Origin of the sequence: Streptomyces sp. NPDC005803 (genome assembly GCF_040630435.1) — a bacterium.
Classification (GTDB): Bacteria; Actinomycetota; Actinomycetes; order Streptomycetales; family Streptomycetaceae; genus Streptomyces.
This window is the reverse complement of the sequence record NZ_JBEXXO010000022.1, coordinates 131,458-155,843: the sequence shown is the minus strand read 5'-3', so window position 1 is coordinate 155,843 and position 24,386 is coordinate 131,458. Positions and strand designations below refer to the sequence as shown.

Here is a 24,386-nt window from a genome sequence, read left to right as displayed (position 1 = left end):
TCCCTTGTCTTTTCTCACCATCGGTCATCGCGGGGTGATGGGTGTCGAGCCGGAGAACACGCTGCGGTCGTTCGTCCACGCCGAACAGGCCGGCATGGACCTCATCGAGCTGGACCTTCATCTGAGCAAGGACGGCGCCCTCGCCGTCATGCACGACGCCGAGGTGGACCGGACGACCGACGGAAAGGGCCCGATCGCGGAGAAGACCCTGGCGGAACTGCGCGCACTCGACGCCGGGCAGGGAGAGCGGGTGCCGGTTTTCGAGGAGGTCCTCGACGCCGTGCGGTCCCCCCTGCAGGCGGAGATCAAGGACGTGGCCGCGGCCCGCACCCTGGCCGGGGTGATGCGGCGGCGCGATCTCGTCGACCGGGTCGAGGTGATCTCGTTCCACGACGAGGCGATCGCCGAGATCGCGCAGCTGGTGCCGGGGGTGCGGACGGCCCTGGTGGCCAGCCGCTGGGGGGAGGACGTGGTGGACCGGGCGAAGGCGGTGGGCGCGACCCGGCTGGTGCTCAACGTCCGGCGCATCACCCTGGAACTGGTCGAGAGGGCCCACGCCGAGGGGCTGACGGTGGTCGGATGGGTGGTGAACACCCAGGATCATCTGCGGCTGGCCCGCGGACTCGGGCTCGACGGCGCGACCACCGACTTTCCGGAGATCCGCCGCGCGGGCCGCTTCACCGCATAGCCGCCCGCACAGCCGCCCGCGGGCCTCGCGGTCAGCTCTGGCGCGGGATCTGGTGCGCGGTCCTTGCGGTCGGCCGGCAGGTCCTCGTGGCAGGGGCTTCGCCGTCAGCTTGCCGGCAGTTCCTTGACCAGCAGCTCGAAGGACAGGTCGTCGCGCTGCGGGATGCCGAAGCGCTCGTCGCCGTACGGGAACGGGCTCAGCTCTCCCGTACGGCGATAGCCGCGGCGCTCGTACCAGGCGATCAGCTCGTCCCGCACCGAGATCACGGTCATGTGCATCTCGCGCGCACCCCAGCTCTCCCGAACAATGCGCTCGGCCTCGGCGATGATCACCTTGCCGAGACCCGCGCCCTGCAACGAGGGGCGGACCGCGAACATACCGAAGTAGGCGGCTTCACCCCGGTGTTCGAGCTGGCAGCAGGCGACCGGCTCGCCGTCGCGTTCCACCACGAGCAGCCGGCTCCCGGGGTCCCGCACCACCTCGAGCACGCCTTGCGGGTCGGTGCGCTGCCCCTGCAGGATGTCCGCCTCGGTGGTCCACCCCCCGCGGCTGGAGTCACCGCGGTACGCGGACTGGATCAGCTCCACGAGCGCGGGAACGTCCGCGTCGGTCGCGTCGCGGAAGGTCAGCTGACCCGGATCGCGGGGCGGGGCGGTGTCCATGGTGAGGTTCTCCGATTCTCTGCTGTCTCGCCGTGCGGCAGCAGAGTAACTCCCGAGTGCGGATCGATGTTCCGGACCACCGCCGTCGCGCTGAGCGACCCCGGTCCTCGCGGGTCCGCGCCACGCTCTCGCGATTCACCCCCGCCGCGCGCTCCCCCTTTGCCCCAGTGCGCCGCGTACGGGGGTCCGGCCGCGGGCATCGACTGGACGACGGAGTCATTCGCCCAGGGGGAGGCCTGCTGTGCACGGACCTGCGATGTCCGGCTGGCTGCTCATGGCGTTGTGCGCGGTGACCGGCGCGTACTGCCTGCTGCGGGCCCGCGGCCGGACCGGTGAGGAGCGCAGGGCGGCACGCGCGGAGGCGCTGATGGGCTTCGGCATGGCCGCGATGGCGGTGCCGGCGGCCGTGGTCGCCCCGCCCGCGTGGGGATGGGCCCTGTACACCGTGCTGTTCGGGGTCGCCGCGTTACGCGCCCTGTGGTTCTCCCGCCTCAGCGGTCACCATCTGCACCACCTGGTCGGCTCGTCGGCGATGGTCTACATGTCCGTCGTGATGGCGCGGTCCGGCGGAGCGGGGCACGGCGGTCACGCGTCCCACGCGATGGCAGCCGCGGGGGGCGTTCCGCTGCTGACCGGGCTGCTCCTCGCCTACTACGCCGCGTACGTGCTGCGCTCCGGCGCCCGGCTGATACCCGTGAGCGCGGCGGTGACCGGTGGCGGGGCCGTCGCGGGCGGTCCGTCGGCGGGCGGCTGGGGAGCGCGGCCGGAACTGGCACTGGCCTGTCGGCTGACCATGGGGATAGCCATGTTCGCCATGCTGCTCACCTTGTGAGACGGAGGGCCCGGCAAACCGTGGCGTACGTCACTTGCCGAGCGCAGCCATACCCGTGCCGGCCGTGCCGCTCATAGGCTGACGCCATGTTGGTCTCCCTCGTGCTGCTGCTGCTCGGCGCACTGGCCGCCGTCGTGACCCCACGGCTGATGGCGCGGGCCGAATGGCCCGAACGCGAGCCCGTGGTGGCGCTGTGGGTGTGGCAGTGCGTGGTGGCGGGGGTGCTGCTGTCGTTCGCGCTGTCCATGACGTTCAGCGCGGCCGCGGCCTGGCAGGCGGTGCGCGGGCACGTCTTCGCTCCTGCCCCGCACGCCGTGGTCGAGGCCTACGCGCTGGCGGCTTACGGACCGTGGTCGGCGGTGATGGCCGTGCTCCTGGCTCTCGGTGGTGTGTGGACGGCCGCGATGCTGACCCGGGAGATCCGCCGGGTGCGCCTGGAGCGCGGGCGGCGACGGGCCGAACTCCTGGTGCGTTCACCGCTGATGCCCGGCGAGGAGCCGGGAAGTGGCCGGCTGGTGGTCCTGGAGGGGGAGCGCCCGGACGCCTGGTGGCTGCCCGGCGCGGCACCCCGGCTCGTCATCACCACCGCCGCGCTGGGGAGACTGAAAGGCCGTCAGCTCGACGCGGTGCTCGCTCACGAACAGGGCCACGCGAACGCACGGCACGACTGGCTGCTCAACTGCTCGACGGCGCTGGCCTCCGGGTTTCCCCAGGTCCCGGTGTTCGCGGCGTTCCGTGGCGAGATGCACCGGCTCGTCGAACTGGCCGCGGACGACACGGCCTCCCGGCGCTTCGGCCGGCTGACCATCGCCCTGGCACTGGTCGAACTGAACGAGGAGCGCGGGGTGTTCGGCCCCTGCCCGACGCCGGACGCGCAGATGCCGCTGCGGGTGAACCGGCTGCTGGCGCCGGCGGGGCGGCTCACGGCGGGCCGCCGGCTGCGGCTGACCGCGGCGGCCACACTCCTGCCGGCGATTCCGCTTCTGGTGGCGTTCGTTCCGGCGCTGAGCGCGCTGGGGTAGGGCGTCGCGTCTCGACCGCGCCCGGACGGCCTGACCCGGGCACCGCCGCTCGAACGGCAGGCCTTGGCCCCGGGCTGCCCCGTAGGCTCGAAATGCCTGGGCGGACGGCCCCGGCTCTCGCGTCCGATGCGCCCGGCCGCGACCGCGCCCCGGCACCACCCGCTGAACGGTTCCGCCGCGCCAGGATGTCCTTCCGCCCGCCCGTCGGCGAGGATTCCCTCATGCACTCCCCGCCCCTCGCCCCCGCGCACCCCACCCGCTCCCCCGCACCGGCGCCGTGGGCGGGAATCGTCTGCGGGGCCCTCGCACTCGCGCTGCTGGCCCTGGTCGCCGCGCGGTGGTCGCCCCTGATGCGCCTGGACCGTGATGTCGCCGAGGCCCTGCACCGGCGGGCGGTGACGGAGCCCGGTCTCGTCCACGTGAACCGGATCCTGACGGACTGGCTGTGGGACCCCTGGACGATGCGCGCCTTGATCGCCGTCGCCGTGATCGTCCTGTGGTGGCGCGGGGCCCGGCTGCTGGCGGCCTGGGTGGCGGTGACGAGTCTGGTTTCCAGCCTCCTCCAGCAGGGCGTCAAGGCCGCCGTCGGCCGGGAGCGCCCCCGATGGCCCGACCCCGTGGACTCGGCGCACTACGCGGCGTTCCCCTCCGGGCACGCGATGACGGCCATGGTGAGCTGCGGTCTGCTGCTGTGGCTGCTGCGCCGGTCCGGCACACGCCCGTGGATCCGGCGGACCGCCCTGGCCGCCGCGGGGATCTCGGTGCTCGGCGTCGGTCTCACCCGGCTGTACCTGGGCGTGCACTGGCCGTCCGACGTACTGGGCGGATGGCTGCTCGGCGCCGCCCTCACCGCCTTCGCGGCGGCCGGGTACGACCGGTACGCCACCCGGCACGGGGCCGGGTGAGGGGCAGACCACAGCAGGCCCCGGGTCCGGTGGAGCCGCACATGCCGAGGTGCGGCCTACGTCAGCTCGGCGGACCGGCTGGCGCTGAGCCTCACGCGGGGGGCGGGGTGAGTCTGGCGGCCACAGCGTCGAGGACCCAGTCCAGGCCGGTCGCGAAGGACGCCTCGGCATCCACGTCCGCGCCGTCGTGGACGGCCTTGGTCAGCGCCGGGAAGCGGCCCGTGGCCAGCATTTTCGTCAGATGCGCGCCGGAGGCGCGTTGCCAGTCCTGCTGGGACAGACCCGTCTCGCGTTCGGCCCGCAGGTTCGCGATCTCGCGTCTGATGGCGCCGGTGGAGTAGGCGTTGACCGTCTCCACGGCGCGCATGACGGTGTCGATGTCGGCGAGACCGTCGAGGGAGGCCAGCGCGGCCTCGCCCACGGCGAGGCCGTTCGGGCCCAGGGCCGGGCGGCCGCCGAGCAGGTCGGCGAGCCACGGGTGGCGCAGAGCGGCCTGCCTGGTGCGGTGGGCGAGGGTGCGCAGTGCCTCCAGCCCGTCACCGGGCGGCCCCTCGGGGAGGAACTCGGCGTAGACCTCGTCCAGCATGAGGTCGAACAGCTGCTGCTTGGTGGAGATGAATCCGTACAGCCGCATCGGGCCGGCGTCCAGGCGGGCGGCGACCTTGCGCAGCGACACCGCCTCCAGCCCGCCCTCGTCGGCCAGCGCGACGGCGGCGGCGACGATCCGCTCCCGGTCGAGCGGCACGGGTCGAGTCGGCGGCTCCGGCCGGTCCCACACAGTCATGGTCACATCGTACTGTTGCGATACATCGTCATGACACAATACGGTGTATCGACATGAGACACCGAATCGCCGTGGTCGGGGGCGGCCCCGCCGGCCTCACCTTCGCCCGCGTCCTGCACCGCCTCGGCCACCCCGTCGCCGTCCTCGAACGCGACCCCGCCCCCGACGCCCGCCCCCCGGGCGGCACGCTGGACCTGCACGAAGGGATGGGCCAGCTCGCGCTGGACAAGGCGGGGCTGCTGGCGGAGTTCCGGGCGCTGTCGCGTCCCGAGGGGCAGGCCATGCGCATCCTGGACACGGACGGGACGGTCCTGCGCGACTGGCTGCCCCGGCCGGATGACCGGGCCAATCCCGAGATCGACCGCGGGCAACTCCGTGACCTGCTGCTCGGCCCCCTCGACGTCCGGTGGGGGCAGGGCGTGACGCAGGTGGTGCCGGGGGCCCAGGACGGCGTGCGGGTCCATTTCGCGGACGGACGCCAGGAGACGTTCGACCTGGTGGTCGGCGCGGACGGCGCCTGGTCCCGGACCCGCCCGGCGGTCTCGCCGGTGACGCCGCACTACACCGGCGTGACGGTGGTCGAAACCTCCTTGGACGACGTCGATGCCCGCCACCCCGGCCTCGCCCGCTTGATCGGCGACGGTTCCGTGGCCGTGTACGGCGTGGAACGAGCGCTCGTCGCCCAGCGCAACAGCGGCGGTCACGTCAAGGTGTACGCCCAGTTCCGTGCGCCGCTGGACTGGCACGCGAACGTCGGCCTGACCGATGCCGAGGCCGTGCGAGCGACTCTGCTGGCCCTGTTCGACGGCTGGGCCGCCCCCGTCCTCGGCCTCCTCCGCCACGGGACCGTTTTCGCCCACCGCCCCCTCTACGTCCTGCCCGCCACCCACACCTGGACCCACGTCCCCGGCGTGACGCTGCTGGGCGACGCCGCCCATCTGATGCCCCCCTTGGGGGTGGGCGCGAACCTCGCGATGCTGGAAGGCGCCGAACTCGCGGAGTCCATCGCCACCGGCCCCGGAGATCTGGACGGGGCCGTCCGCCTCTTCGAGGAACGGATGTGGGCCCGGGCCGGCAGATGGGCGGAGATCACGATGGCCGGCCTGGAACGCCTCGTGAGCCCGGACCCCGCCGAAGCCCTCGCCTTCTTCGACCGGATCCAGCCGTCCTGACCGCCGAGGGCGAGAGCACCGGCACCTCCCCCGGGCCCCATGGGGGCAGTCCGGCACCGCCACGGCCCCGTTCCGTCCCGGCCACCGCCCACAGCACGAGCCCGGCACGGGGCCGCTCGGCCCATGGCCTTGGCGGAGGGGCGCCTTGCGGCCTTGCCGCCAGGTCAGACGGACGAGGGCACGACCCGGGAGGCGCGGGTCGAGGCGTCGAGGAGGTCGCTGAGCGACGCGCGAGCGTGCCGCAGGTCGTCCATGCGGCCGTCCAGCTCGTGCAATTGCTTCCGCAGGTGCTCCTGGACGCAGGCGTCGAGCTCGGGGCCGTCGCCGAGGAAGCAGGGCATGAGCTCCCGGATGATCTTCGTGGGCAGTCCGGCGGCCAGAAGAGTGCGGATCTGCGCGACCTTGGCTGGGGAGTCGGCGGTGTAGTGACGGTGACCACCGTCCGTACGGCACGAAGCCAGAATGCCCTGGTCTTCGTAGTAACGCAGCAGACGCACGCTCACGCCCGTCTCGCGCGCCAGATCGCCGATCTTCATGTGACCCGCCTCACACGCGATGACCTTGAACCTCACACTGATGTCAGATCCTAGCGTGGGCGGCATGACGACGACCCGAGCACCCATCTCCCTCTACGGTTTCCTGCGCCCCAGGCCGGAACGCGCCCAGGAGGTGCGCCGGCTCCTCACCTCTCTCGTGGAGCCCACCCGGCAGGAGGAAGGCAACCTGGAGTACCACCTGCACGCACAGGACGACGGCCGGCTCTTCCTGTACGAGGTCTGGCGTTCCCAGGAGGATCTGGACCGGCACAACGCGATCCCGCCGCTGCGCGCCTTCCTCGACAACATTCTGGATTTCCTGGAAGAAGCGCCTGACGGCTACTTCGACACCATGGTCAGCCCGTACCCGACGGCCAGCGGCGGCCGGACCACCTGACGAGGCGTGCCAGGCCGGACGTCGGGCCGCCGGTCCGGAGCGGGCACCCTTGTCCGGCGATCACCGCGTCCGCGAGGATCGGGCCATGCCGATCAAGGGTGCGCTCTTCGACTTCTCCGGGACGCTGTTCCGGATCGAATCCGTCCGTTCCTGGCTCGCCGCGACCCTCGCGGCGCGGGAGGTGAGCGTGGAGCCTGCCGCCTTCGAGCGGTACGTACAGGAGCTCGAGGCCACCGGGGCGCTGCCGGGCGGCCCGCCTCCGCAGCGCGTTCCCGCAAGCCTGGCGGAGGCCTGGGCCTCCCGCGACGAGAGCGCGCACCGGCACCGCGAGGCGTACACGGGGCTGGCCCGTCAGGTGGAGCTGCCGGATCCGGGGCTCTACGACGCCCTGTACGACCGGCACCGGACCCCGGCCGCCTGGCGTCCGTATCCGGACGCCGCGGAGGTCCTCGCCTCGCTGCGCGAGCGGGGCGTCGCGATCGGCGTGGTCAGCAACATCGGGTGGGACATCAGGCCGGTCTTCCGGGCGCACGGTCTGGACGCCTGGGTGGACGCGTACGTGCTGTCCTTCGAGTACGGCGTCCAGAAGCCGGACGCACGCCTCTTCCACACCGCCTGCACACTTCTGGGACAGCACCCGACCGATGTGGTGATGGTCGGTGACGACCGGCACGCGGACGGCGGGGCTGCCGCACTGGGCTGCGAGGTGCGGTTCGTGCGGCACGCTCCGGTGGACGAGCGGCCGGACGGACTGCGGGAGCTCGCACTGGGCGCCGAGGTTGCCTGAGGAACATGTGAGAGATGTCCCTGACGCGGCATGGGTCGGATTGTCACATCGTGGCCTTAGCCTGTGAGGTATGTGCCCGACTCCGTGCCCGTCCGGTTCCGTGCGTTCCGCCGCAGTGGTGAATGAAGACATTCGCGACCTGTGGCAGCGCTCGGGCGGATGTCTGTCCCCGGAGGACGAGGAGGAGTACCAGCGCCTGCTGGTCGAGTGGGCGGCGGCGACCGGCGGCAGCGCCAGGCCGGCCGCCTGACCCTCCGGCGACCGGACGCCCGGCGCGGGCCCCGTACGCCTGGCTGATCCGCTGCGGGTCCGGGTTCCCGGTTCGCTGTGCGGCGGTCGTCGGCGCGTCGCACCCTGGAGGCATGACCTCTGCGCCGATCGTGATCTTCCGGCCCTCCCCCTCCGGCGGGCGGCGCGTCACCGTGCAGCGTGGCGGGCGGGTGCAGATACTCGGTCTCGCGCACTCGGATCACGATGTGATCGTGTTCCTGGAGGGTGCGGGGCTCGACGACCCCGAGCGGATCCTGGACGACCCCGAGTGGGTCGAGTGGCGGGGTGGCCGGGCGCACCGCTACGAGGCCGCCTGAGACGTCTGACTCCGGCGATCCCCTGCGTCGCCGGAACCAGCCGGTCACCCCGGCCGGCGGCGCCGGCCGAGGACCGCGGGACGGACTGCGTACATCAGCCGGCCGGTGCGGGGGTACAGCATGTCCCGGCGCGGCGGATCGGTCAATGAGCGCACAGGCCACGGGGGGCCGGTCCCGCCGGGTCGAGACCCGGCGGGACCGGTCGTGCGCTCAGGCGGCCGGCCGGCCACCGGTCTCGGCGGCCGGCCACCGGCGGGGGCTCAGCGGTCGAAGTAGTCGGGCTGCGTCTGGACGTTGAGCTCGCCCGTCCGCACCCGCTTCGCCGGGTCGGTCCGCCGGTCGTCGATCTTCAGGACGTCGAAGCCCTTGGCGATGTCGTTGGAGTAGATGTAGCCGTTGTAGTAGTACGCCGACCACGGGCCGGCGGTGGTGACCGCGTCGGTGCTGACGGGGCCGCGCTCGAAGAAGCCGATCTCCTTCGGGTGGGAGGAGTCGGTGAAGTCCCACACCGAGACACCACCCTGGTACCAGGCCTGGACCATCAGGTCACGGCCCTTGACCGGGATGATCGAGCCGTTGTGGGCGACACAGACCTCGGTTTCGGCCTGCGGGCGGTCGATCTTGAAGTAGCTGCGGAAGACGAGCTTGCGGTGGTCGCCCCTGCCGACGATGTCGTAGATGCCGTCGGCGCCGCGCTTCGGCCCGATCTCCTCGTTGCAGGTGGCGGCGCCGCCGCCGCCGAGTTCGTCGGTGAAGACGACCTTGTCCGCCCGCTGGTTGAACGTCGCGGAGTGCCAGAACGCGAAGTTCACGTTGTCCTGCACCCGGTCGATGATCTTCGGGTTCTCCGGGTCCTTGATGGAGAACAGCAGACCGTCACCCATGCAGGCTCCGGCGGCCAGGTCCTTGGACGGCAGCACGGTGATGTCGTGGCAGCCCGTGGTCTTGGAGACACCCGGGTTGGTGGGACCGCCCGGGTTGCCGCCGTCCGGGAAGAGGACCGGGAAGTTCACGACGCGGGCCTCTTCGGGTGCCTTGCGCGGCACCTTGATGACGGAGATCCCGTCGTGCGGCGGCTGGCAGTCGGGGAACGTCGTGTTCGGCGAGTACGAGGAGACGTACACGTAGACGTTGTCGCGCTCGGGCACCAGCGTGTGGGTGTGCGATCCGCACGCGGTCTCGACGGCGGCGACGTATTTCGGGTCGCGCTTGTCGCTGATGTCGAAGACCTTCATGCCCTCCCAGGAGGACTTCTCCGTGGCGGGCTGGGTGGTGCTGCTGCACGAGTTGTCGCTGCGCGACGAGTCCGTGGACAGGAACAGCAGGTTCCCGGATACGGAGATGTCGTTCTGCGAGCCCGGGCAGAGGACCTGGGCGATCGTGCGGGGCGCCTTCGGATTGCTGATGTCGAAGATCCGGAAACCGTCGTAGTTCCCGGCGAAGGCGTACTTCCCCTGGAAGGCCAGGTCCGTGTTCAGCCCCTTGAGCGCGTCCTTGGGGACATTGGCGAGGTGGGTGATGTTGGGGCTGTGGACGATCTCGTCCACGCCGGGTACCTCACCGCTCATGATCGCGGCGGTCGCCTCCGCCTCCTGGCTCGCGGAAACGTCGGTTCTGCTCGCGGTCGCGTCCCCGGGGTCGGGTGTGGCGGCCGCGGGCCCGGCGGTCAGCAGAGTGGCGAAGAGCCCGACGGCGGCCGCCGCCACGCCCAGACGTCTGCGCCGCACCTGGGTGGTGTGCAACGAGGTCACTGCGTCCTCCCATGGATCTGTAGGTAGGTGCCCGGTTCACGGACTCCGGCAGTATCGTCCTTGCCATGGGCATCTCAACAGATGGCAACAGAGACGTAATGAAAGTTTTTGATCAAAGCTGTCCGTTGGCATGTTAGGACAGAGCGCAATCCCCCTTGTATCAACGGAGGTCGCGTTGTTGATTTGCCGTCAGGCCTTGCGGAATCGCGGTTTCGTCCTCGGTGCGGCCGTGGTAGCGGCCCTGCTCACCGCCGGCTGTGACGCGGGCGGTGGTCACAGCGGTTCGAAGCCCGCGAGCCACCAGGCCGGTTCCGTCGTGGCGCCCGGGAAGCCTGGCGAGCCCGCGCGGACGCTCTCCCCCTCACAGGCCGTCAAGGAGGCCGGGGTGGACACCCCCAACACGGCGGACGTCCGGTACGTACAGCTGATGATCCAGCACCACGCGCAGGCACTGGAGTTGACCGGACTGGTCCCCACCCGCTCCCGTTCGGCCACCGTCAAGAGGCTCGCCGAACGCATCACCGCCTCCCAGCAGCCCGAGATCGGCGCGATGGAGGGGTGGCTCACCCGTCACGGCCGGTCCGCGCAGTCCGGCAAGCACGAGCACGGGGCGATGCCCGGCATGGCCACGGCCGGTCAGCTGGAGGAGCTCCGGGCCGCGAAGGGAACGGCCTTCGACCAGATGTTCCTCAAGCTGATGATCACGCACCACCAGGGAGCGATCACCATGGCGACCGAGGTCCTGGCGGAAGGGAACAACGTGCAGGTCGAGGAGATGGCCGATGACGTCGTGGCCCAGCAGACCACCGAGATCGGCCGGATGCGCGCTCTCTCGTCCTGAAGGGTGACGGCCCCGGAAGCAGACGTCGTTTCCCAGGAGGCCGGGGCGCGCCTCTCCCCCGCCGGGTCCGCCGGTGCGATGCTGGAGAGACCCTCAGGGAAGAGGTGCGCCGTGCTCCGTGTCGCCGTCGTCGGCTCCGGCCCCAGCGGGGTCTACACCGCCCAGGCCCTGGTCGCCCAGACCCTGGTGCCCGATGTGAGGGTGCACGTCCTGGACCGGCTGCCCTGTCCGTACGGGCTGGTGCGGTACGGCGTCGCACCCGACCACGAGAAGATCAAATCGCTCCAGCAGAGCCTGCGGGCCGTCCTGGAGCACGAGCGTGTCACCTTTGTCGGCAATGTCGCCGTGGGTGGGGACGGGGTGCCGCCCGAACGGCTGGGCGAGCTCTACGACGCGGTCGTCTACTGCGTGGGAGCGGCCACGGACCGGCCGCTGGGCATCCCCGGCGAGGAGCTTCCCGGCAGCCATTCGGCGACCGAGTTCGTGTCCTGGTACAGCGCCCACCCGGACACGGCCGCGGGCGTCTTCGCGCTGCGGGCCCGTTCGGCCGTCGTGATCGGGGTCGGCAACGTGGCGGTCGACGTGGCGCGGATCCTCGCGCGGGGCGCCGACGAGCTGCGGCCCACCGATGTGCCGCAGCCCGCGCTCGGCGTGCTGGCCGGCAGCCGGGTGCGCGAGGTGCACATGGCGGGCAGGCGGGGCCCCTCCCAGGCACGGTTCACCACGAAGGAGCTCCGTGAGCTCGGCGCGCTCCCCGGCGCCAGGATGGTCGTGGACCCGGCGGAGCTCGCCCTGGACCCGGCGTACGGCGATGGCGCGCCTGGCTCCCCGCCGGTGCCGGCGATGGTGCGGCGCAATCTCGACGTGCTGCGCGGATGGGCTTCCGGTCCGACGCGGGCGGGCGACAGCCGGCCGAGGACCATCGGGCTGCGGTTCTTCCTGCGCCCGGTCGAGCTGCTGGAACGGGGCGGCCGGGTGGCCGGTGTCCGGTTCGCGCGTACGGCCCCGGACGGAAACGGCGGGGTGCGCGACACCGGTGCATACGAGGAGATCGGCGCCGAACTCGTCCTGCGGGCGGTCGGCTACCGGGGTGTGCCGCTGCCCGGCCTGCCGTTCGACGCGGTGCACGGCACGGTGCCCCACCGGGCCGGACGGGTCCTGCGGGACGGGGCGCAGTCGCCCGGGGAGTACGTGGCGGGGTGGATCAAGCGCGGTCCGACCGGTGTCATCGGGACGAACCGTTCGTGTGCGAAGGAGACCGTCGCGTCACTGCTCGAGGACGCCCCCCTGCTGACCGGGCGGCCCTCCGCCGAGGATCCGCTCGCCGTGCTCCGGTCCTGGGGGCTGCGGCCGGTCGAATGGGACGGCTGGCTGTCGATCGAGCGGGCGGAGGCGACGCTGGGCCGGTCGCTCGGCCGGGGGCCGGTGAAGATCGCGGACTGGCCGGGGCTCATGGGGGCGGCACGCGGCGACGGCCCGGCGTGAGGACGTGCGGGCTTCCGGGCGTCCCTGCCGCGCTCCGAGGGTAGCCCCGGGCGGCTGCGGTGCCGGGCGGTCTCACCCTGGCCTCGAAGCGGACTCCGGCGGCCTCGGGCGGTCTCACCGTGTCCGCGGGCGGCCTCCCGTGGCCCTGGGTGGTCAGCCCTCGCCGAGGCGGCCTGCCTGGAGGTTCGCCGCTTCGAGTACGCGGTCGAGCAGCCCGGGGAAGAGCGCCTCCAGATCCTCGCGCCGCAGCCCGTTCATCTTGGCCGTTCCCCGATAGATCTGCTGGACGATGCCGCTCTCGCGGAGCACCCGGAAGTGATGCGTGCTGGTGGACTTGGTGACGGGGAGGTCGAACCGCGAGCAGGTGAGTTCGGCGTCGGCAGCGGCCAGTTCGCGGACCACGCACAGCCGCACCGGATCCGCGAGCGCGTGCAGGACCGCCTCGAGCCTGATCTCGTCCCGCGCCGGGTGAGCCAGCGTACGCGCGCCGGCCGCGGGGTCTGTGGCGCTGGCAGGGGTCACGGTCGCTCCGCATCGTCGCTGTGTCCGGGGCTCCCCATGATACGAGGCCCGTCGTAGTTCGACGCATGCGCGACAGGACAGGATCCGGCCTGAAGACTGCCTGGCCTGGCGTCGTCGCACGGCACGGGCCCGGGCCTCAGGAGGCGCAGCCGGATGTCGGACACTCCGGAGAACGCCCGCCGGGCGGATGCGCGAGTCCGGCCTCGCGGAGGTCGAGGCGGCTCGCGCGGGCGGTCGGGCGGGCGGTCGGTCGGGCGGGCGGGCGCGCGGTCGGGCGGTCGGGCGGTCGGGCGGTCGGGCGGTCGGGCGGAGGCGGCCAGCCCCCCGCGGAGCAGGGCCGCCGTTCCGGCCGGTCTCACCGCTGCCCTGGCGGCGGGCGAACCGGCGCGTCGCTTCTACGAGCAGTTCGGCGGGTCCGGCCGCTCCCTGGTGCTCCCGCGGCTCATGCCGGCGACGACCCCCTGCGTCCGGCCGGCCCGCCTCCGGAAGGCGGGGGCCTCCCTGGCGGCGGGCCGGCAGCCCCGCTGACCCCCGGTCAGCCGCTCAGCAGCTCCGGGTCCTTGGCGAGGGAGGCGAGCCGGCCGGCCGGGTCGGGCACGAGCCGGCGCGTCGTCAGGTCGAGGACGCCGGCCACGCCCGTGATCTCGGCCGCCACCGTCCCGTCCTCCTTGAGGATCTGCTGGGCGACCGTGAACGTCTTGCCCTGCCCGTAGTCGAACCGGCAGGACACCCGCACCCGTTCCCCGCCCCGCAGTTCCTTGCGGAACTTGATGGTGACCTCCAGCGCGACGGGCCCCACGCCGTCCGCCAGCAGCTTCTCCTGGGGCAGCCCGGCGGCCCGCAGCAGCTCCCAGCGCGCGTGCTCGGCGTACTGGAGGTAGACGGCCTGGTTGAGATGGCCCTGCGTGTCGAGCTCGTAGCCCCGTACCGTCACGTCAACGAAGAAGGTCATGAACGTCGGAACGGCCCGGCCTGTTCCCGCATTCCCGCACCGGCCCGCCCGGGTGGCGCAGCGGTTCAGTCCTTCGCCGCTGTCAGGTGGGGGAACCGCAGCTCGGTGCGGCTGGAGAAGACGCCGTCCGGGCGCAGGACGGTGCCGGGGAGGCCGGGGCGGTTGGGCGAGTCGGGCAGGTGCTGGGTCTCCAGGCAGACGGCGCTGTGGCGTTCGTGGCGCCCGCCGTCGGGGTCGGCCAGGGTGCCGTCCAGCTGGTTGGCGGTGTAGACCTGGATGCCCGGTTCGGTGGTCCACACCTCCATGACCCGCTCGGCGCGGGGGGCGGTGAGCCGGGCGGCCCGGCGCAGGCCGGCCGGTGTGCCGGGCCCGTCGAGGACCCAGCAGTGGTCGAAGCCGCCGGCTCGGCGCAGCTGCTCGTCCGGCAGCGTGATGCGCTCTCCGACGGTGCGCGGGGTGGTCAGGTCGAACGGGGTGGCGCGCACCGCGGCGGCGGGGCCTTCCGGGATGCCTTCGTCGTCGACGGGGAGGTAGCTGCCGGCGTCCACCTGGAGCGTGTGTCCGCGGATGTCGCCCTGGGCGGCGAGGTCGAAGTAGGCGTGGTTGGTGAGGTTGACGACGGTGGGGCGGTCCGTGGTGGCGGTGTAGTCGAGGGCGAGGGTGCCCGCCCTGTCGAGGGTGTACGTCACGGCGACGTCCAGCGCGCCGGGGAAGCCCATGTCGCCGTCCGGGCTGTGCAGGGTGAGCCGGAGCGCGGCGGCCGTGTCGGTGGCCTCGCCGGCGGCCTGCCAGACGCGGGTGTGGAAGCCCTCGGGGCCGCCGTGCAGGGCGTGGCCCCGGTCGTTGGCCGGGATGTGGTAGGTCGCCCCGTCGAGGGTGAAGCGGCCGTGCGCGATGCGGTTGGCGAAGCGGCCGATGAGGGCGCCGAAGAACGGGTTCTTGCCCGTGTAGTCGTCGAGGGAGGCGAGCGACCGCACGACCGAGGCGGACGCTCCTTGGGTGTCGGGCACGGTGAGACGGTGCAGGATGCCGCCGTAGGTGAGGATCTCGGCCCTGACTCCGGTACCGGAGTCGAGCGTCCAGACATCGACGTCCGTGGGCCCGTGGGCGCCGAACGGTTTGCGGTTCACGGTGGGGCGAGGCATCAGAGATCCTTGGGACGAGCGGACGAGCGGACGAGCGGACGGACGAAGGAGGGGTGTCAGGCCCTGGGGGCTGTAGCCGGACTCCGTTGCGGACGAGCGGAGTCCGGCGCCGCGGTCTACGGTCCGGCGCTCCGGGCGGGAGGGCGCGGGACGGTGGATTCGCGGACGACGAGCCGGTAGCCGGGCCGGGGCCGCCGGGGTTCGGACACCGGGTCGCCGGAGAGCCGCTCGACGAGGCTGTCGACGGCCAGCCGGGCGATCGCCTCCTTGTCGGGGGCCACCGTGGTGAGGGTGGTGGCTCCGTAGAGGCTCTCCTCGATGTCGTCGAACCCGACGACGGCCACGTCTTCGGGGATGCGCAGACCTCGTGCGAAGAGGGTGCGCATCGCGCCGATGGCGATGAGGTCGTTGTACGCGAACACCGCGTCGGGGCGTTCTCCGCGGTCCAGGAGCGCGGCCATGGCGGTGGCCCCGTCCTCGCGGCCGTAGCCGTCGGTGACCACGACGAGCGACTCGTCCGCCTCGATGCCCGCGGCGGCGAGTTCCTCGCGCCAGCCGCGCAGCCGCAGGTGGGCCGGCTGGCGTTCGCGTCCGGTGCGCGAGCCGAGGAAGGCGATCCGGCGGTGGCCGTGGTCGATGAGGTGGCGCACGGCCTCGCGGGACGCCGCCACGTTGTCGATGGCGATGTGGTCGTACGGAGCCTCGTACTCACGCTCGCCGAGCAGCACCAGGGGCGCGGTCTCGGTGCGCGCCATCAGGTCCTCGGTCTCCAGATGGATCGGGCTGAGGATGAGGCCGTCGATCACGTGGGACCGGAACCCCTGACTGACCAGGAGCTCCTTCTCCCGCAGGCCGCCGGTGTGGTCGACCAGCACGGTGTAGTCGTGCCGGGCGGCGGCGTCGACGACCTCTCCGGCCAGTTCCGCGAAGTACGGGTTGCCGAACTCGGGGACGGCGAGGGCGATGATGCCGGTGCGGCCCTTGCGCAGATGGCGCGCGGTGAGGTTCGGCCGGTAGCCGAGCTCGTCGATGGCCTGTTGCACCTTGGCCCGCATCTTCGGTGTGACGTGCTGATAGTTGTTCACCACGTTCGACACGGTCTTGATGGACACGCCCGCCCGTTGCGCAACGTCCTTGAGGCTGACGCCCACGGCACTCCCTGGATCGACTGGTCGCGCGTTGACGCGCGGTGGCCCGGCTCCGCCGGTTCGGCTCGAACGGTGCCGGGGCGGCGGGCCCCGGCACCGTTTCAGGTGGTTCTGCGGCTGCGCGCCAGATAGCGCTGGGCCACGACGACAACGATAAGGAAACCTCCGCTGACGACCGACTGGTACGAGGAGTTCAGCGAGCCGATCTGGTTGATCAGATTCTGGATGACGGCCAGCAGCAGTACGCCCCAGAGCGTGCCGCTGATCGATCCGGCGCCGCCGATCAGGAGGGTTCCGCCGATGACGACGGCGGAGATCGCGTCGAGCTCCATGCCCACGCCGACGATGGTGACGCCGGAGGAGAGCCTGGCGGCGTTGAGCGCTCCGGCGAGTCCGGCCAGCAGCCCGCTGAGCGTGTAGACGAGGATCTTGGTGCGGGCGACGGGCAGGCCCATCAGCGTGGCCGCGTCGCTGCTGCCGCCGACCGCGAAGAGCGTCTGTCCGAACGAGGTGCGCTGCAGGAGCAGGCCGCCGATGCCGAACAGCGCCAGGGCGATCAGGATGGGGTAGCCGAAGCCCTGGACGCTGCCCTGTCCGAGGTCGGCGAAGGCGGAGCCCTTGGGGACGAGATAGGTGGTGGCGCCCTCGTCGGTGAACGCGAGGAGCAGGCCGCGCGCCCCCAGCAGGGTGGCGAGCGTGACGATGAAGGGCGCCATCCCGGCGCGGGCCACGAGGAAGCCGTTGAGCAGTCCGATCGCACCGCACACCACGAGCGGGACGAACAGGGCGGCCAGGAATCCCCATTGCGAGGCCCAGGCGGCGAGCACCCCGCCGAGGGCGAAGACCGATCCGACGGACAGGTCGATGCCGCCGGTGATGATGACCATGGTCATGCCGAGGGCGACGACGGCGAGGAACGACGCCTGGATGGTCACGCCGCGGGCGTTGTCCAGGGTGGCGAACGTCGGGTAGACGAAGGACGCGATGATCACGACCGTGAGCAGGACCGCGAGCACGCCCTGACGCTGGAGGAGTTCGGCGATGCGCTGCCCGGCCGGGGGGCGGGGCGTGCCGGCGCCGGCCGCAGCCGGTGCCTTGCGCGGGGCCTGGGCCACGGGGGCGGGTGAGGTGTGGTTCATCGGGACCGACGCTCCCGGGCGACGTAGACGGCGGCGATGATGATGGCCGCCTGGGCGATCTGTGCGGTGGAGTCGGGCAGGTCGTGCTTGACGAGGGTGGCGCGCAGCAGCTGCATCAGCAGGGCGCCGGCGACCGTGCCGAGCACCCGGATGGAGCCGCCGTTGAGCGGGGTGCCCCCGACCACGACCGCGGTGATGGCGGAGAGTTCCATGAGGGTGCCGAGCGAGGAGGGGTCGCTGGCGGTGAGCCGGGCGGTGGCGAGGATGCCCGCCAGCGCGGCCAGCACCCCGCAGAGCACGTACACGCCGATGAGCACGCGCCGCACGGGCAGCCCGGCGAGGGCGGCCGCTGACCGGTTGCCGCCGATCGCGACGACCTGGCGGCCGAAGGTGGTGCGCTGGACCAGGAAGGCGACGGCGACCGCGAGGACCGCGGCGATGAGCACGACCAGCGGGATGCCGAGGAAGGATCCGGTGCCGAGCGAGAGCAGGTCGGGGTTGACGATCTGCTTGAGCTGACCGTCCGCCATGACCAGGGCCAGGCCCCGGCCGCCGACGAACAGGGCGAGGGTCGCGACGATCGGCTGGAGCCCGACGAGGGAGACCAGTGAGCCGTTGATCGCTCCGACGACGGCACCGGCGAGGAGCGCCATGACCAGGGCGGGCACCAGTCCGTAGCCGAGGTAGAGCGGCAGCAGGGCGGTGGCCAGCGCCATGGTCGAACCCACGGAGAGGTCGACGCCCTCGGTGCCGATCACGAGCGCCATGCCGAGGGCGACGATGACGATGGGGGCGACCTGCACGAGCTGGGTGCGGAGGTTGTCCGCGGTCATGAAGTGCTCGGTGAACAGGGCGTTGAAGAGGAGGACCACCGCAACGGCGAGGTAGACGCCGTACTCCTGGTACCAGGCGGGGTCGCGCAGCCGGGCCAGCGGCCGGGCTGCGGGGGCGGAGACTGCGGCCTGGGTCATCGGGGGTCCTCCTCGGTGCCCGGCGCCTTCCCTGCGGGTGCCGGTGAGTGGTCGGCGAGTACTTCCAGCAGGTGGCTCTCGGCCACCTCGTCACCCGCCAGTTCGCCCGCGACCGCGCCGCCGCGCAGGACGACGATGCGGTCCGCGCCCTCGATGAGCTCCTCGATGTCGGAGGAGATGAGCAGGACGGCGAGGCCCTCGCGGGCGAGCTCGTCGATGAGGCTCTGGACCTCGGCCTTGGCACCGACGTCGATGCCGCGGGTGGGTTCGTCGAGCAGCAGGACCTTGGGCTCCAGGCAGAGCCAGCGGGCCAGCAGGACCTTCTGCTGGTTGCCTCCGGAGAGCTCTCCGACCTTCTGCTCGGGGCTCGCGGCCTTGATCCGCAGCCGCTTCATGAAGATGTCGACGATGCGGTCCTGCTTGGCGCGGGAGACGATGCCGGCGCGGGAGAGGCGGGGCATCGCGGCCAGCACGATGTTCTCGCGGACGGAGAGGCCGGGCACGATGCCCTCGGCCTTGCGGTCCTCGGGCAGCAGGCTGATGCCCGCCCGGATGGCGCCGGCGGAGGTGAGGCGGCGCAGGGTGCGTCCGCCGACGCTCAGTTCGCCTGAGTCCAGGGCGAGCGCGCCGGCCAGGGCCTTCGCGGTCTCGCTGCGGCCGGAGCCGAGGAGCCCGCCGAGGCCGAGCACCTCGCCCGCGTACAACGACAGGGATATGTCGTGGAGCTGGTGGTTGCGGGAGAGGCCGGTCGCGGTGAGGACGGGGGTGCGGGCGGCGTCGTGGCCCTCGGAGCCGAAGCCGGTGAGGCCGGAGCGGCGGACCTCGGCCATGTCGCGGCCGAGCATCATCGAGACGAGTTGCATACGGTCGAGGTCGGCGAGGTCCCCGGTGTGGATGTGCCGGCCGTCGCGGAGCACGGTGACGCGGTCGCAGATCCGGTAGAGCTCGTCCATGCGGTGGCTGACGTAGAGCACGGCGATGCCGCGTGCGCGCAGGTCCTCGATGACCCGGAAGAGGGTCTCCACCTCGCGCGGCTCCAGCGAGGAGGTGGGCTCGTCCATGATGACGACCTGGGCGTTGACCGAGACGGCGCGGGCCAGCGCGACCATCTGCTGGGTGCCGATGCCCAGGGTGTGCAGGGGGCGCTTCGGATCGACACGCACGCCGAAGCCGTCGAGCAGCTCGGTCGTCTCGCGGTGCATCCGGGCGAAGTCGATGAGGCCGAACCGGTTCTTGGGCTCCCGGCCGAGGAAGATGTTGCGCGCCACGCTCATCAGCGGGACGAGGTTCACCTCCTGGTAGATCGTGGAGATGCCCGCCTGCTGCGCCTCGAACGGCCGCGCGAAGACCGCCTGGTGCCCGGCCAGCCGCAGTTCGCCCTCGTCCGGCTGGTAGACGCCGGTCAGGACCTTGATCAAGGTGGACTTCCCGGCCCCGTTCTCGCCCACGAGTGCGTGGGTCTCCCCGGCACGCAGGGTGAAGGAGACATCGTCGAGGGCGACGACGCCCGGGAAGCGCTTGCTCACCGAGCGGGCTTCGAGGACGCCCGCGGCCGTCGCGGAGTCCGGCCGCGCGTCAGCGGCAGGCGCGGAGCCCGGCTGCGCGTCGGCGCCCGCCGCGGATGCCTCCTTCGCGTCGGCGGCCGGCTGCGGCGGCTGCGGTACTGCTTCGGGTGGTGCCATGGCTGTTCTTGGCCTTCCGCTCTTCCAGGGGTGTGGGCCCGGAGGACCGCCGTGCCGGGTGGCGCGTCACGGCGGTGGGTCCGGCGGGTCCGGGTCCGGTCCGGCGGCCGCGCACCGATCGGTACGCGGCCGGGCCGGCCGCCCGGCCGCCGGGATCCGGGCAGGTGGGGCGGGACTCGGTCAGAACGCGCCGCCGAGCGAGGCCTTGGCGTTGGACTCGTCGTAGGCGCGGTCGGTGATGATGACGTTCTCCGGGATCTCCTCGCCGCCGTAGAACTTCTGGGCGGTCGCGAAGGCCAGCGGACCGAAGCGCGGGTTCGACTCGATGACGGCGTTGTACTCGCCGTTGACCAGGGCCTGGACGGCGTTGCGGGTGCCGTCGACGGAGACGATCTTGACGTCCTTGCCGGGCTTCTTGCCGGCGGCCTTCAAAGCGGTGACGGCGCCGAGGCCCATCTCGTCGTTCTCCGCGTAGACGGCGGTGATGTCGGGCTTGGACTGGATGAGCTGCTCCATGACCTGCTGGCCCTTGTCGCGGGCGAACTCACCGGTCTGCTGGGCGACGATCTCCAGGCCGGGGGCCTGGGCCTTCAGCTGGTCGACGAATCCCTTGGTGCGGTCGGTGGTGACGTTGTTGCCGGAGGCGCCGAGGAGGATGGCGACCTTGCCCTTGCCGCCGGTCGCCTTGATCATCGCGTCCGCGGCGCGCTTGCCCTGCTCGACGAAGTCGGAGCCGAGGAAGGCCACGTAGTCCTTGCAGGCGGTGGAGTTGACCTTGCGGTCGATGGTGAGGACCGGGACCTTCTTGGCGGCGGCGGCCTTCAGCGCCGGCTCCAGGCCGTCGGAGTTCAGCGGGGCGACGATGAGGAACTGGGCGCCCTGGGACAGCATGTCCTGGATGTCGCTGATCTGCTTGGACAACTGCGACTGGGCGTTGGTGGTGAGCAGCTTCTTGACGCCGACCTTCTTGGCCTCGTCCTTGATGGACTGGGTCTCGGCGATCCGGAACGGGTTGGCTTCCTTCTCCGACTGGGAGAAGCCGACCACGGCGTTCTTCAGGTCCAGCTTCGGCGCGCCGTAGGTCTGCAGCGAGCAGCCCGCACCGGAGGAGGACTCCGGGGTCTTGGCCGCCTGCGCGCCCTGGCTGCTGTCGGTGGTCGCGGTGTCCGAGGTCTCCGACTTGGAGCAGCCGGAGGCGGCCAGCGTGGCGGTGGCGGCGAGGAGGCAGGCCACGGCGAGAGTACGGGTTCGGCGCTGGATGATCATGCGCGGGAGCTCCTTGGCGGGATGACGGCACGCCGACGGGCGTGCGGTCGGGCATGGCTGGACGATGCATCGGCTGCCGCTCGGCGGCTGATGTCACTGCATTCCTCACGACCCGCCTAGCTGCACGAACGGTGGTCGTGAGAGTCTGCGCGGCCTCTCGGCGGCTCGGTTTACAACGTTATATAGGCGCTGTGGCGCAGGCGGCAAGAGCGTGGTCGATGCGTTTCCAAAATGTGTCGGAGTCGCGCGGCGCCAGCGGGCCGCTCCCGCCCGGCAGTTGCCGCCGTACCCCTGGACAGCCGCCTGACGCCGTGCTGTCATACCGCCGGTACCCAATTTTCCAACGTTGCAAGCACGTTGCCGCGCCACCCCTCCGGTCGCGACGGCGTGCCGTACCGTGCGCGCCTCCGGGACCGGCCCCGGGCCGGCGGCCGCCACGGCATCTCCCGCACGTCCCATGTGCCGTCACCGAGCCGGAGGCCCCGCCGGCCGGCCGAGAGCAGGAGCCCTCATGCCCCTGAACCGCAGACACCTCATGGCCGGTGCGCTGGCCGCCGTCGCCGCCACTGCCGCGTCCGGCCGCTGGGCCGCCACCGCGACGGCGGCCGGGCACCGGGTGAAGCCGGCCCACGGCGGTCACTACTCCCCCAACGCCGCCCCGCTGCACCCGACCGCGTTCCTGAGGCTGCCGCCCGGCCGCGTCACCGCGCGCGGCTGGCTGGCCGGACAGCTGAAGCTCCAGCTGGAGGGACTGTGCGGCCGTTACGAGGAGTTCTCGCACTTCCTCGACTTCACGGACACCGGCTGGGTCCGCCCCGAACTCGGCGGCTGGGAGGAGGTCCCGTACTGGCTGCGCGGGTACACCGACCTCGCGATCGTGACCGGCGACGCCAAGGCCCTCGCCGCCGTGCGCCGTTGGTTCGACGCGATCCTCACCACCCAGCAGTCCGACGGCTTCTTCGGCCCGAAGCAGCTGCGCACGTCCCTGAACGGCGGCCCGGACTTCTGGCCCTTCCTGCCGCTGGTGCAGGCCCTGCGCTCATGGCAGGAGTACTGCGGCGACACCCGTGTCATCCCCTTCCTCAGCCGGTTCTTCCGCTTCATGAACGCCCAGGGGCCGGGCGCGTTCAACACCAGCTGGATCGCCCTGCGCTGGGGCGACGGGCTGGACAGCGTGTTCTGGCTCTACAACCGCACCGGTGACGGCTTCCTGCTGGACCTCGCCGACAAGATCCACGCCAACGGCGCCGACTGGGGCGACAACCTGGTCAACCCGCACAACGTCAACATCGCGCAGGGTTTCCGCGAGCCGGCCCAGTACGCGCTGCGCAGCGGTTCGGACCAGGACACCCGCGACACGTACGGAACCTACGCCAAGGCGATGGACCAGTACGGGCAGTTCCCCGGTGGCGGCTTCGCCGGGGACGAGAACGCGCGCCCCGGGCACGGCGACCCCCGGCAGGGCTTCGAGACGTGCGGCATCGTCGAGTTCATGGCCAGCCACCAGTTGCTGACCCGGATCACCGGTGATCCGCTGTGGGCCGACCGCTGCGAGGAGCTGGCCTTCAACTCGCTGCCCGCCTCGCTCGACCCGTCGGGCAAGGCGGTCCACTACATCACCAGCGCCAACAGCGTCGATCTGGACAACGCCCCCAAGAGGGACCGGCAGTTCCAGAACGGCTTCGCCATGCAGGCGTTCCTGCCCGGCGTCGACCAGTACCGCTGCTGCCCGCACAACTACGGCATGGGCTGGCCCTACTTCACCGAGGAGCTGTGGCTCGCCACCCCCGACGGGGGCCTCGCCGCCGCGATGTACGCGAGCTGCGAGGTCACCGCGAAGGTCGCGGACGGCACCGAGGTCACCTTCACGGAGGAGACCGGCTATCCGTTCACGGACACGGTCACCCTGACCCTGAAGTCACCGAAGCGCCTGCGCTTCCCGCTGGTGCTGCGCGTTCCCGCCTGGTGCGACAGCCCGGAGATCAAAATCGCCGGGCGTCCGGTCGATGCCCCCGCCGGGCCGGCCTTCACCCGGATCGACCGCACCTGGGCGGACGGCGACACGGTGACCCTGCGCTTTCCGCAGAAGACCACGGTCCGCACCTGGGACCACAACCACGGCGCCGTCAGCGTGGACCGCGGCCCGCTCACCTACTCCCTGCGGATCGGTGAGGAGTACGAGCGCATCGGCGGCACCGAACAGTTCCCGGAGTACGCGGTGCACGCCACGAGTCCGTGGAACTACGGGCTCGTCCTCGACGACCGGAAGCCTGCCGCCTCGCTGCGCCACCGCACCGTCCGCCGCGCGAAGGACGCCAACCCGTTCACCCTCGACGGCACGCCGCTGACCATGACCGCGAAGGCCCGCCGGATACCGGAGTGGACGGCGGACGCCGAGCACGTCGTCGCCCCGCTCCAGGACGGCCCGGCCCGCAGCACCGAGCCGGTGGAGGAGATCACGCTCGTCCCCATGGGGGCGGCGCGGTTGCGCATCACCTCGTTCCCCACGGCCGATCCGGGCGCTCAGCCCTGGCTCTCCGACCGCTGGTACCGGATCCGCAACCAGCACTCCGGAAAGGTCCTCGGCGTCGACACCATGTCCACCGCCAACAGCGCCCACGTCGTCCAGTTCGGTGACACGGGCACCGACGACCACGACTGGCGGCTCGTCCCCGAGGGCGACGGCTGGTACCGGATCCGCAACCGCCACTCCGGAAAGGTCCTCGGCGTCGACAACATGTCCACGGCCGACAGTGCCCACGTCGTCCAGTTCGACGACAACGGCACCGACGACCACCTCTGGCAGCTCGTCCCGGACGGCGACGGCTGGTACCGCATCCGCAACCGCCACTCCGGAAAGGTCCTCGGCGTCGACACCATGTCCACCGCCGACAGCGCCCACGTCGTCCAGTTCGACGACAACGGCACCGACGACCACCTCTGGCAGCTCCTCTGACCGTTCCACGCCATCTGGCACCGCTCCCCGCGCCACCCGGCGCGGGGAGTTTCCCCGTCCCGGGGCCGAACCGAACGAAGGAGACGAACCGATGAGCCGTTTACGTGTGCCCGGCCGAAGGCCGTGGTGGAGACGGGCGATCGCCACGACCGGGCT

General features: G+C 71.8%; 24 protein-coding genes. 12 read left to right on the top strand and 12 right to left on the bottom strand.

Going from position 1 to position 24,386, the window contains the following annotated elements:
* Nucleotides 1-4: 4 nt before the first annotated feature.
* Nucleotides 5-688 carry a glycerophosphodiester phosphodiesterase family protein gene (locus tag ABZ454_RS28325; RefSeq protein WP_356319501.1) on the top strand — a complete coding sequence of 228 codons (684 nt, stop codon included), beginning with the start codon at nt 5-7 and terminating at the stop codon, nt 686-688.
* A 104-nt stretch (nt 689-792) separates the two neighbouring features.
* Here the strand turns inward: ABZ454_RS28325 and ABZ454_RS28320 are convergent, their stop codons facing one another.
* Entirely contained in the window at nt 793-1,350 is a 558-nt protein-coding gene (locus ABZ454_RS28320) for a GNAT family N-acetyltransferase (protein ID WP_359542101.1), read from the bottom strand.
* Nucleotides 1,351-1,591: 241 nt separating this feature from the next.
* On the opposite strand from ABZ454_RS28320, the gene ABZ454_RS28315 reads away from it, so the two are divergent.
* The 3 genes from ABZ454_RS28315 to ABZ454_RS28305 all read left to right on the top strand — a co-directional run bounded on the left by ABZ454_RS28315 (nt 1,592) and on the right by ABZ454_RS28305 (nt 4,109).
* Nucleotides 1,592-2,182, top strand: coding sequence for a DUF5134 domain-containing protein (locus ABZ454_RS28315; RefSeq protein WP_356319503.1), 591 nt, complete (start codon nt 1,592-1,594; stop codon nt 2,180-2,182).
* An 86-nt stretch (nt 2,183-2,268) separates the two neighbouring features.
* Nucleotides 2,269-3,204 (top strand): M56 family metallopeptidase, encoded by a 936-nt coding sequence (locus ABZ454_RS28310; protein ID WP_359542098.1) that lies wholly within the window; start codon nt 2,269-2,271, stop codon nt 3,202-3,204.
* 221 nt (nt 3,205-3,425) lie between these two features.
* On the top strand, nt 3,426-4,109 hold the full coding sequence (locus ABZ454_RS28305; RefSeq protein WP_359542096.1) for a phosphatase PAP2 family protein: 684 nt from the start codon (nt 3,426-3,428) through the stop codon (nt 4,107-4,109).
* Between the two features lie 91 nt (nt 4,110-4,200).
* On the opposite strand, the gene ABZ454_RS28300 is transcribed toward ABZ454_RS28305, so the two are convergent.
* A complete protein-coding gene (locus ABZ454_RS28300) occupies nt 4,201-4,893 on the bottom strand; it encodes a TetR/AcrR family transcriptional regulator C-terminal domain-containing protein (RefSeq protein WP_359542093.1) in 693 nt (230 codons plus the stop codon).
* Between the two features lie 53 nt (nt 4,894-4,946).
* On the opposite strand from ABZ454_RS28300, the gene ABZ454_RS28295 reads away from it, so the two are divergent.
* Nucleotides 4,947-6,065: an NAD(P)/FAD-dependent oxidoreductase gene (locus ABZ454_RS28295; protein WP_359542091.1), complete on the top strand. Its 1,119-nt coding sequence runs from the start codon at nt 4,947-4,949 to the stop codon at nt 6,063-6,065.
* A 164-nt stretch (nt 6,066-6,229) separates the two neighbouring features.
* Here the strand turns inward: ABZ454_RS28295 and ABZ454_RS28290 are convergent, their stop codons facing one another.
* Nucleotides 6,230-6,601 (bottom strand): MerR family transcriptional regulator, encoded by a 372-nt coding sequence (locus tag ABZ454_RS28290; protein ID WP_359542088.1) that lies wholly within the window; start codon nt 6,599-6,601, stop codon nt 6,230-6,232.
* Between the two features lie 64 nt (nt 6,602-6,665).
* On the opposite strand from ABZ454_RS28290, the gene ABZ454_RS28285 reads away from it, so the two are divergent.
* The 4 genes from ABZ454_RS28285 to ABZ454_RS28270 all read left to right on the top strand — a co-directional run bounded on the left by ABZ454_RS28285 (nt 6,666) and on the right by ABZ454_RS28270 (nt 8,372).
* The gene (locus ABZ454_RS28285) at nt 6,666-6,998 is read left to right on the top strand and encodes a putative quinol monooxygenase (protein WP_359542087.1); all 333 of its coding nucleotides are present in this window, start codon (nt 6,666-6,668) and stop codon (nt 6,996-6,998) included.
* 85 nt (nt 6,999-7,083) lie between these two features.
* Nucleotides 7,084-7,785 carry an HAD family hydrolase gene (locus ABZ454_RS28280; protein ID WP_359542086.1) on the top strand — a complete coding sequence of 234 codons (702 nt, stop codon included), beginning with the start codon at nt 7,084-7,086 and terminating at the stop codon, nt 7,783-7,785.
* Nucleotides 7,786-7,855: 70 nt separating this feature from the next.
* A complete protein-coding gene (locus tag ABZ454_RS28275; RefSeq protein ID WP_359542084.1) occupies nt 7,856-8,035 on the top strand; it encodes a hypothetical protein in 180 nt (59 codons plus the stop codon).
* Between the two features lie 112 nt (nt 8,036-8,147).
* Nucleotides 8,148-8,372: a hypothetical protein gene (locus tag ABZ454_RS28270; protein ID WP_359542082.1), complete on the top strand. Its 225-nt coding sequence runs from the start codon at nt 8,148-8,150 to the stop codon at nt 8,370-8,372.
* A gap of 260 nt (nt 8,373-8,632) precedes the next feature.
* On the opposite strand, the gene ABZ454_RS28265 is transcribed toward ABZ454_RS28270, so the two are convergent.
* The gene (locus ABZ454_RS28265; protein WP_359542081.1) at nt 8,633-10,123 is read right to left on the bottom strand and encodes a hypothetical protein; all 1,491 of its coding nucleotides are present in this window, start codon (nt 10,121-10,123) and stop codon (nt 8,633-8,635) included.
* A 130-nt stretch (nt 10,124-10,253) separates the two neighbouring features.
* On the opposite strand from ABZ454_RS28265, the gene ABZ454_RS28260 reads away from it, so the two are divergent.
* Nucleotides 10,254-10,964, top strand: coding sequence for a DUF305 domain-containing protein (locus tag ABZ454_RS28260; protein WP_359542078.1), 711 nt, complete (start codon nt 10,254-10,256; stop codon nt 10,962-10,964).
* A 111-nt stretch (nt 10,965-11,075) separates the two neighbouring features.
* Nucleotides 11,076-12,449, top strand: a complete 1,374-nt coding sequence (locus tag ABZ454_RS28255; RefSeq protein ID WP_356319514.1) for an FAD-dependent oxidoreductase — start codon at nt 11,076-11,078, stop codon at nt 12,447-12,449.
* Nucleotides 12,450-12,602: 153 nt separating this feature from the next.
* On the opposite strand, the gene ABZ454_RS28250 is transcribed toward ABZ454_RS28255, so the two are convergent.
* The 8 genes from ABZ454_RS28250 to ABZ454_RS28215 all read right to left on the bottom strand — a co-directional run bounded on the left by ABZ454_RS28250 (nt 12,603) and on the right by ABZ454_RS28215 (nt 21,274).
* Nucleotides 12,603-12,971: a helix-turn-helix transcriptional regulator gene (locus ABZ454_RS28250; protein ID WP_356319515.1), complete on the bottom strand. Its 369-nt coding sequence runs from the start codon at nt 12,969-12,971 to the stop codon at nt 12,603-12,605.
* Between the two features lie 535 nt (nt 12,972-13,506).
* Entirely contained in the window at nt 13,507-13,923 is a 417-nt protein-coding gene (locus ABZ454_RS28245) for a thioesterase family protein (RefSeq protein WP_359542075.1), read from the bottom strand.
* Between the two features lie 65 nt (nt 13,924-13,988).
* Nucleotides 13,989-15,068, bottom strand: a complete 1,080-nt coding sequence (locus ABZ454_RS28240; RefSeq protein ID WP_359542074.1) for an aldose epimerase family protein — start codon at nt 15,066-15,068, stop codon at nt 13,989-13,991.
* A gap of 116 nt (nt 15,069-15,184) precedes the next feature.
* Nucleotides 15,185-16,219 carry a LacI family DNA-binding transcriptional regulator gene (locus tag ABZ454_RS28235; protein ID WP_359542073.1) on the bottom strand — a complete coding sequence of 345 codons (1,035 nt, stop codon included), beginning with the start codon at nt 16,217-16,219 and terminating at the stop codon, nt 15,185-15,187.
* A 98-nt stretch (nt 16,220-16,317) separates the two neighbouring features.
* The gene (locus ABZ454_RS28230) at nt 16,318-17,355 is read right to left on the bottom strand and encodes an ABC transporter permease (protein ID WP_359542072.1); all 1,038 of its coding nucleotides are present in this window, start codon (nt 17,353-17,355) and stop codon (nt 16,318-16,320) included.
* Complete coding sequence (locus ABZ454_RS28225; protein ID WP_356319520.1) at nt 17,352-18,326, bottom strand: ABC transporter permease; 975 nt, start codon at nt 18,324-18,326, stop codon at nt 17,352-17,354. The genes ABZ454_RS28230 and ABZ454_RS28225 overlap by 4 nt, the downstream gene beginning before the upstream one ends.
* Entirely contained in the window at nt 18,323-20,008 is a 1,686-nt protein-coding gene (locus ABZ454_RS28220) for a sugar ABC transporter ATP-binding protein (protein ID WP_359542070.1), read from the bottom strand. Before ABZ454_RS28220 ends, ABZ454_RS28225 begins: the two co-directional genes overlap by 4 nt.
* 180 nt (nt 20,009-20,188) lie before the next feature.
* Nucleotides 20,189-21,274: an ABC transporter substrate-binding protein gene (locus ABZ454_RS28215; RefSeq protein WP_356319522.1), complete on the bottom strand. Its 1,086-nt coding sequence runs from the start codon at nt 21,272-21,274 to the stop codon at nt 20,189-20,191.
* A gap of 511 nt (nt 21,275-21,785) precedes the next feature.
* On the opposite strand from ABZ454_RS28215, the gene ABZ454_RS28210 reads away from it, so the two are divergent.
* Nucleotides 21,786-24,230 (top strand): RICIN domain-containing protein, encoded by a 2,445-nt coding sequence (locus ABZ454_RS28210; RefSeq protein WP_359542068.1) that lies wholly within the window; start codon nt 21,786-21,788, stop codon nt 24,228-24,230.
* Nucleotides 24,231-24,386: the final 156 nt, after the last annotated feature.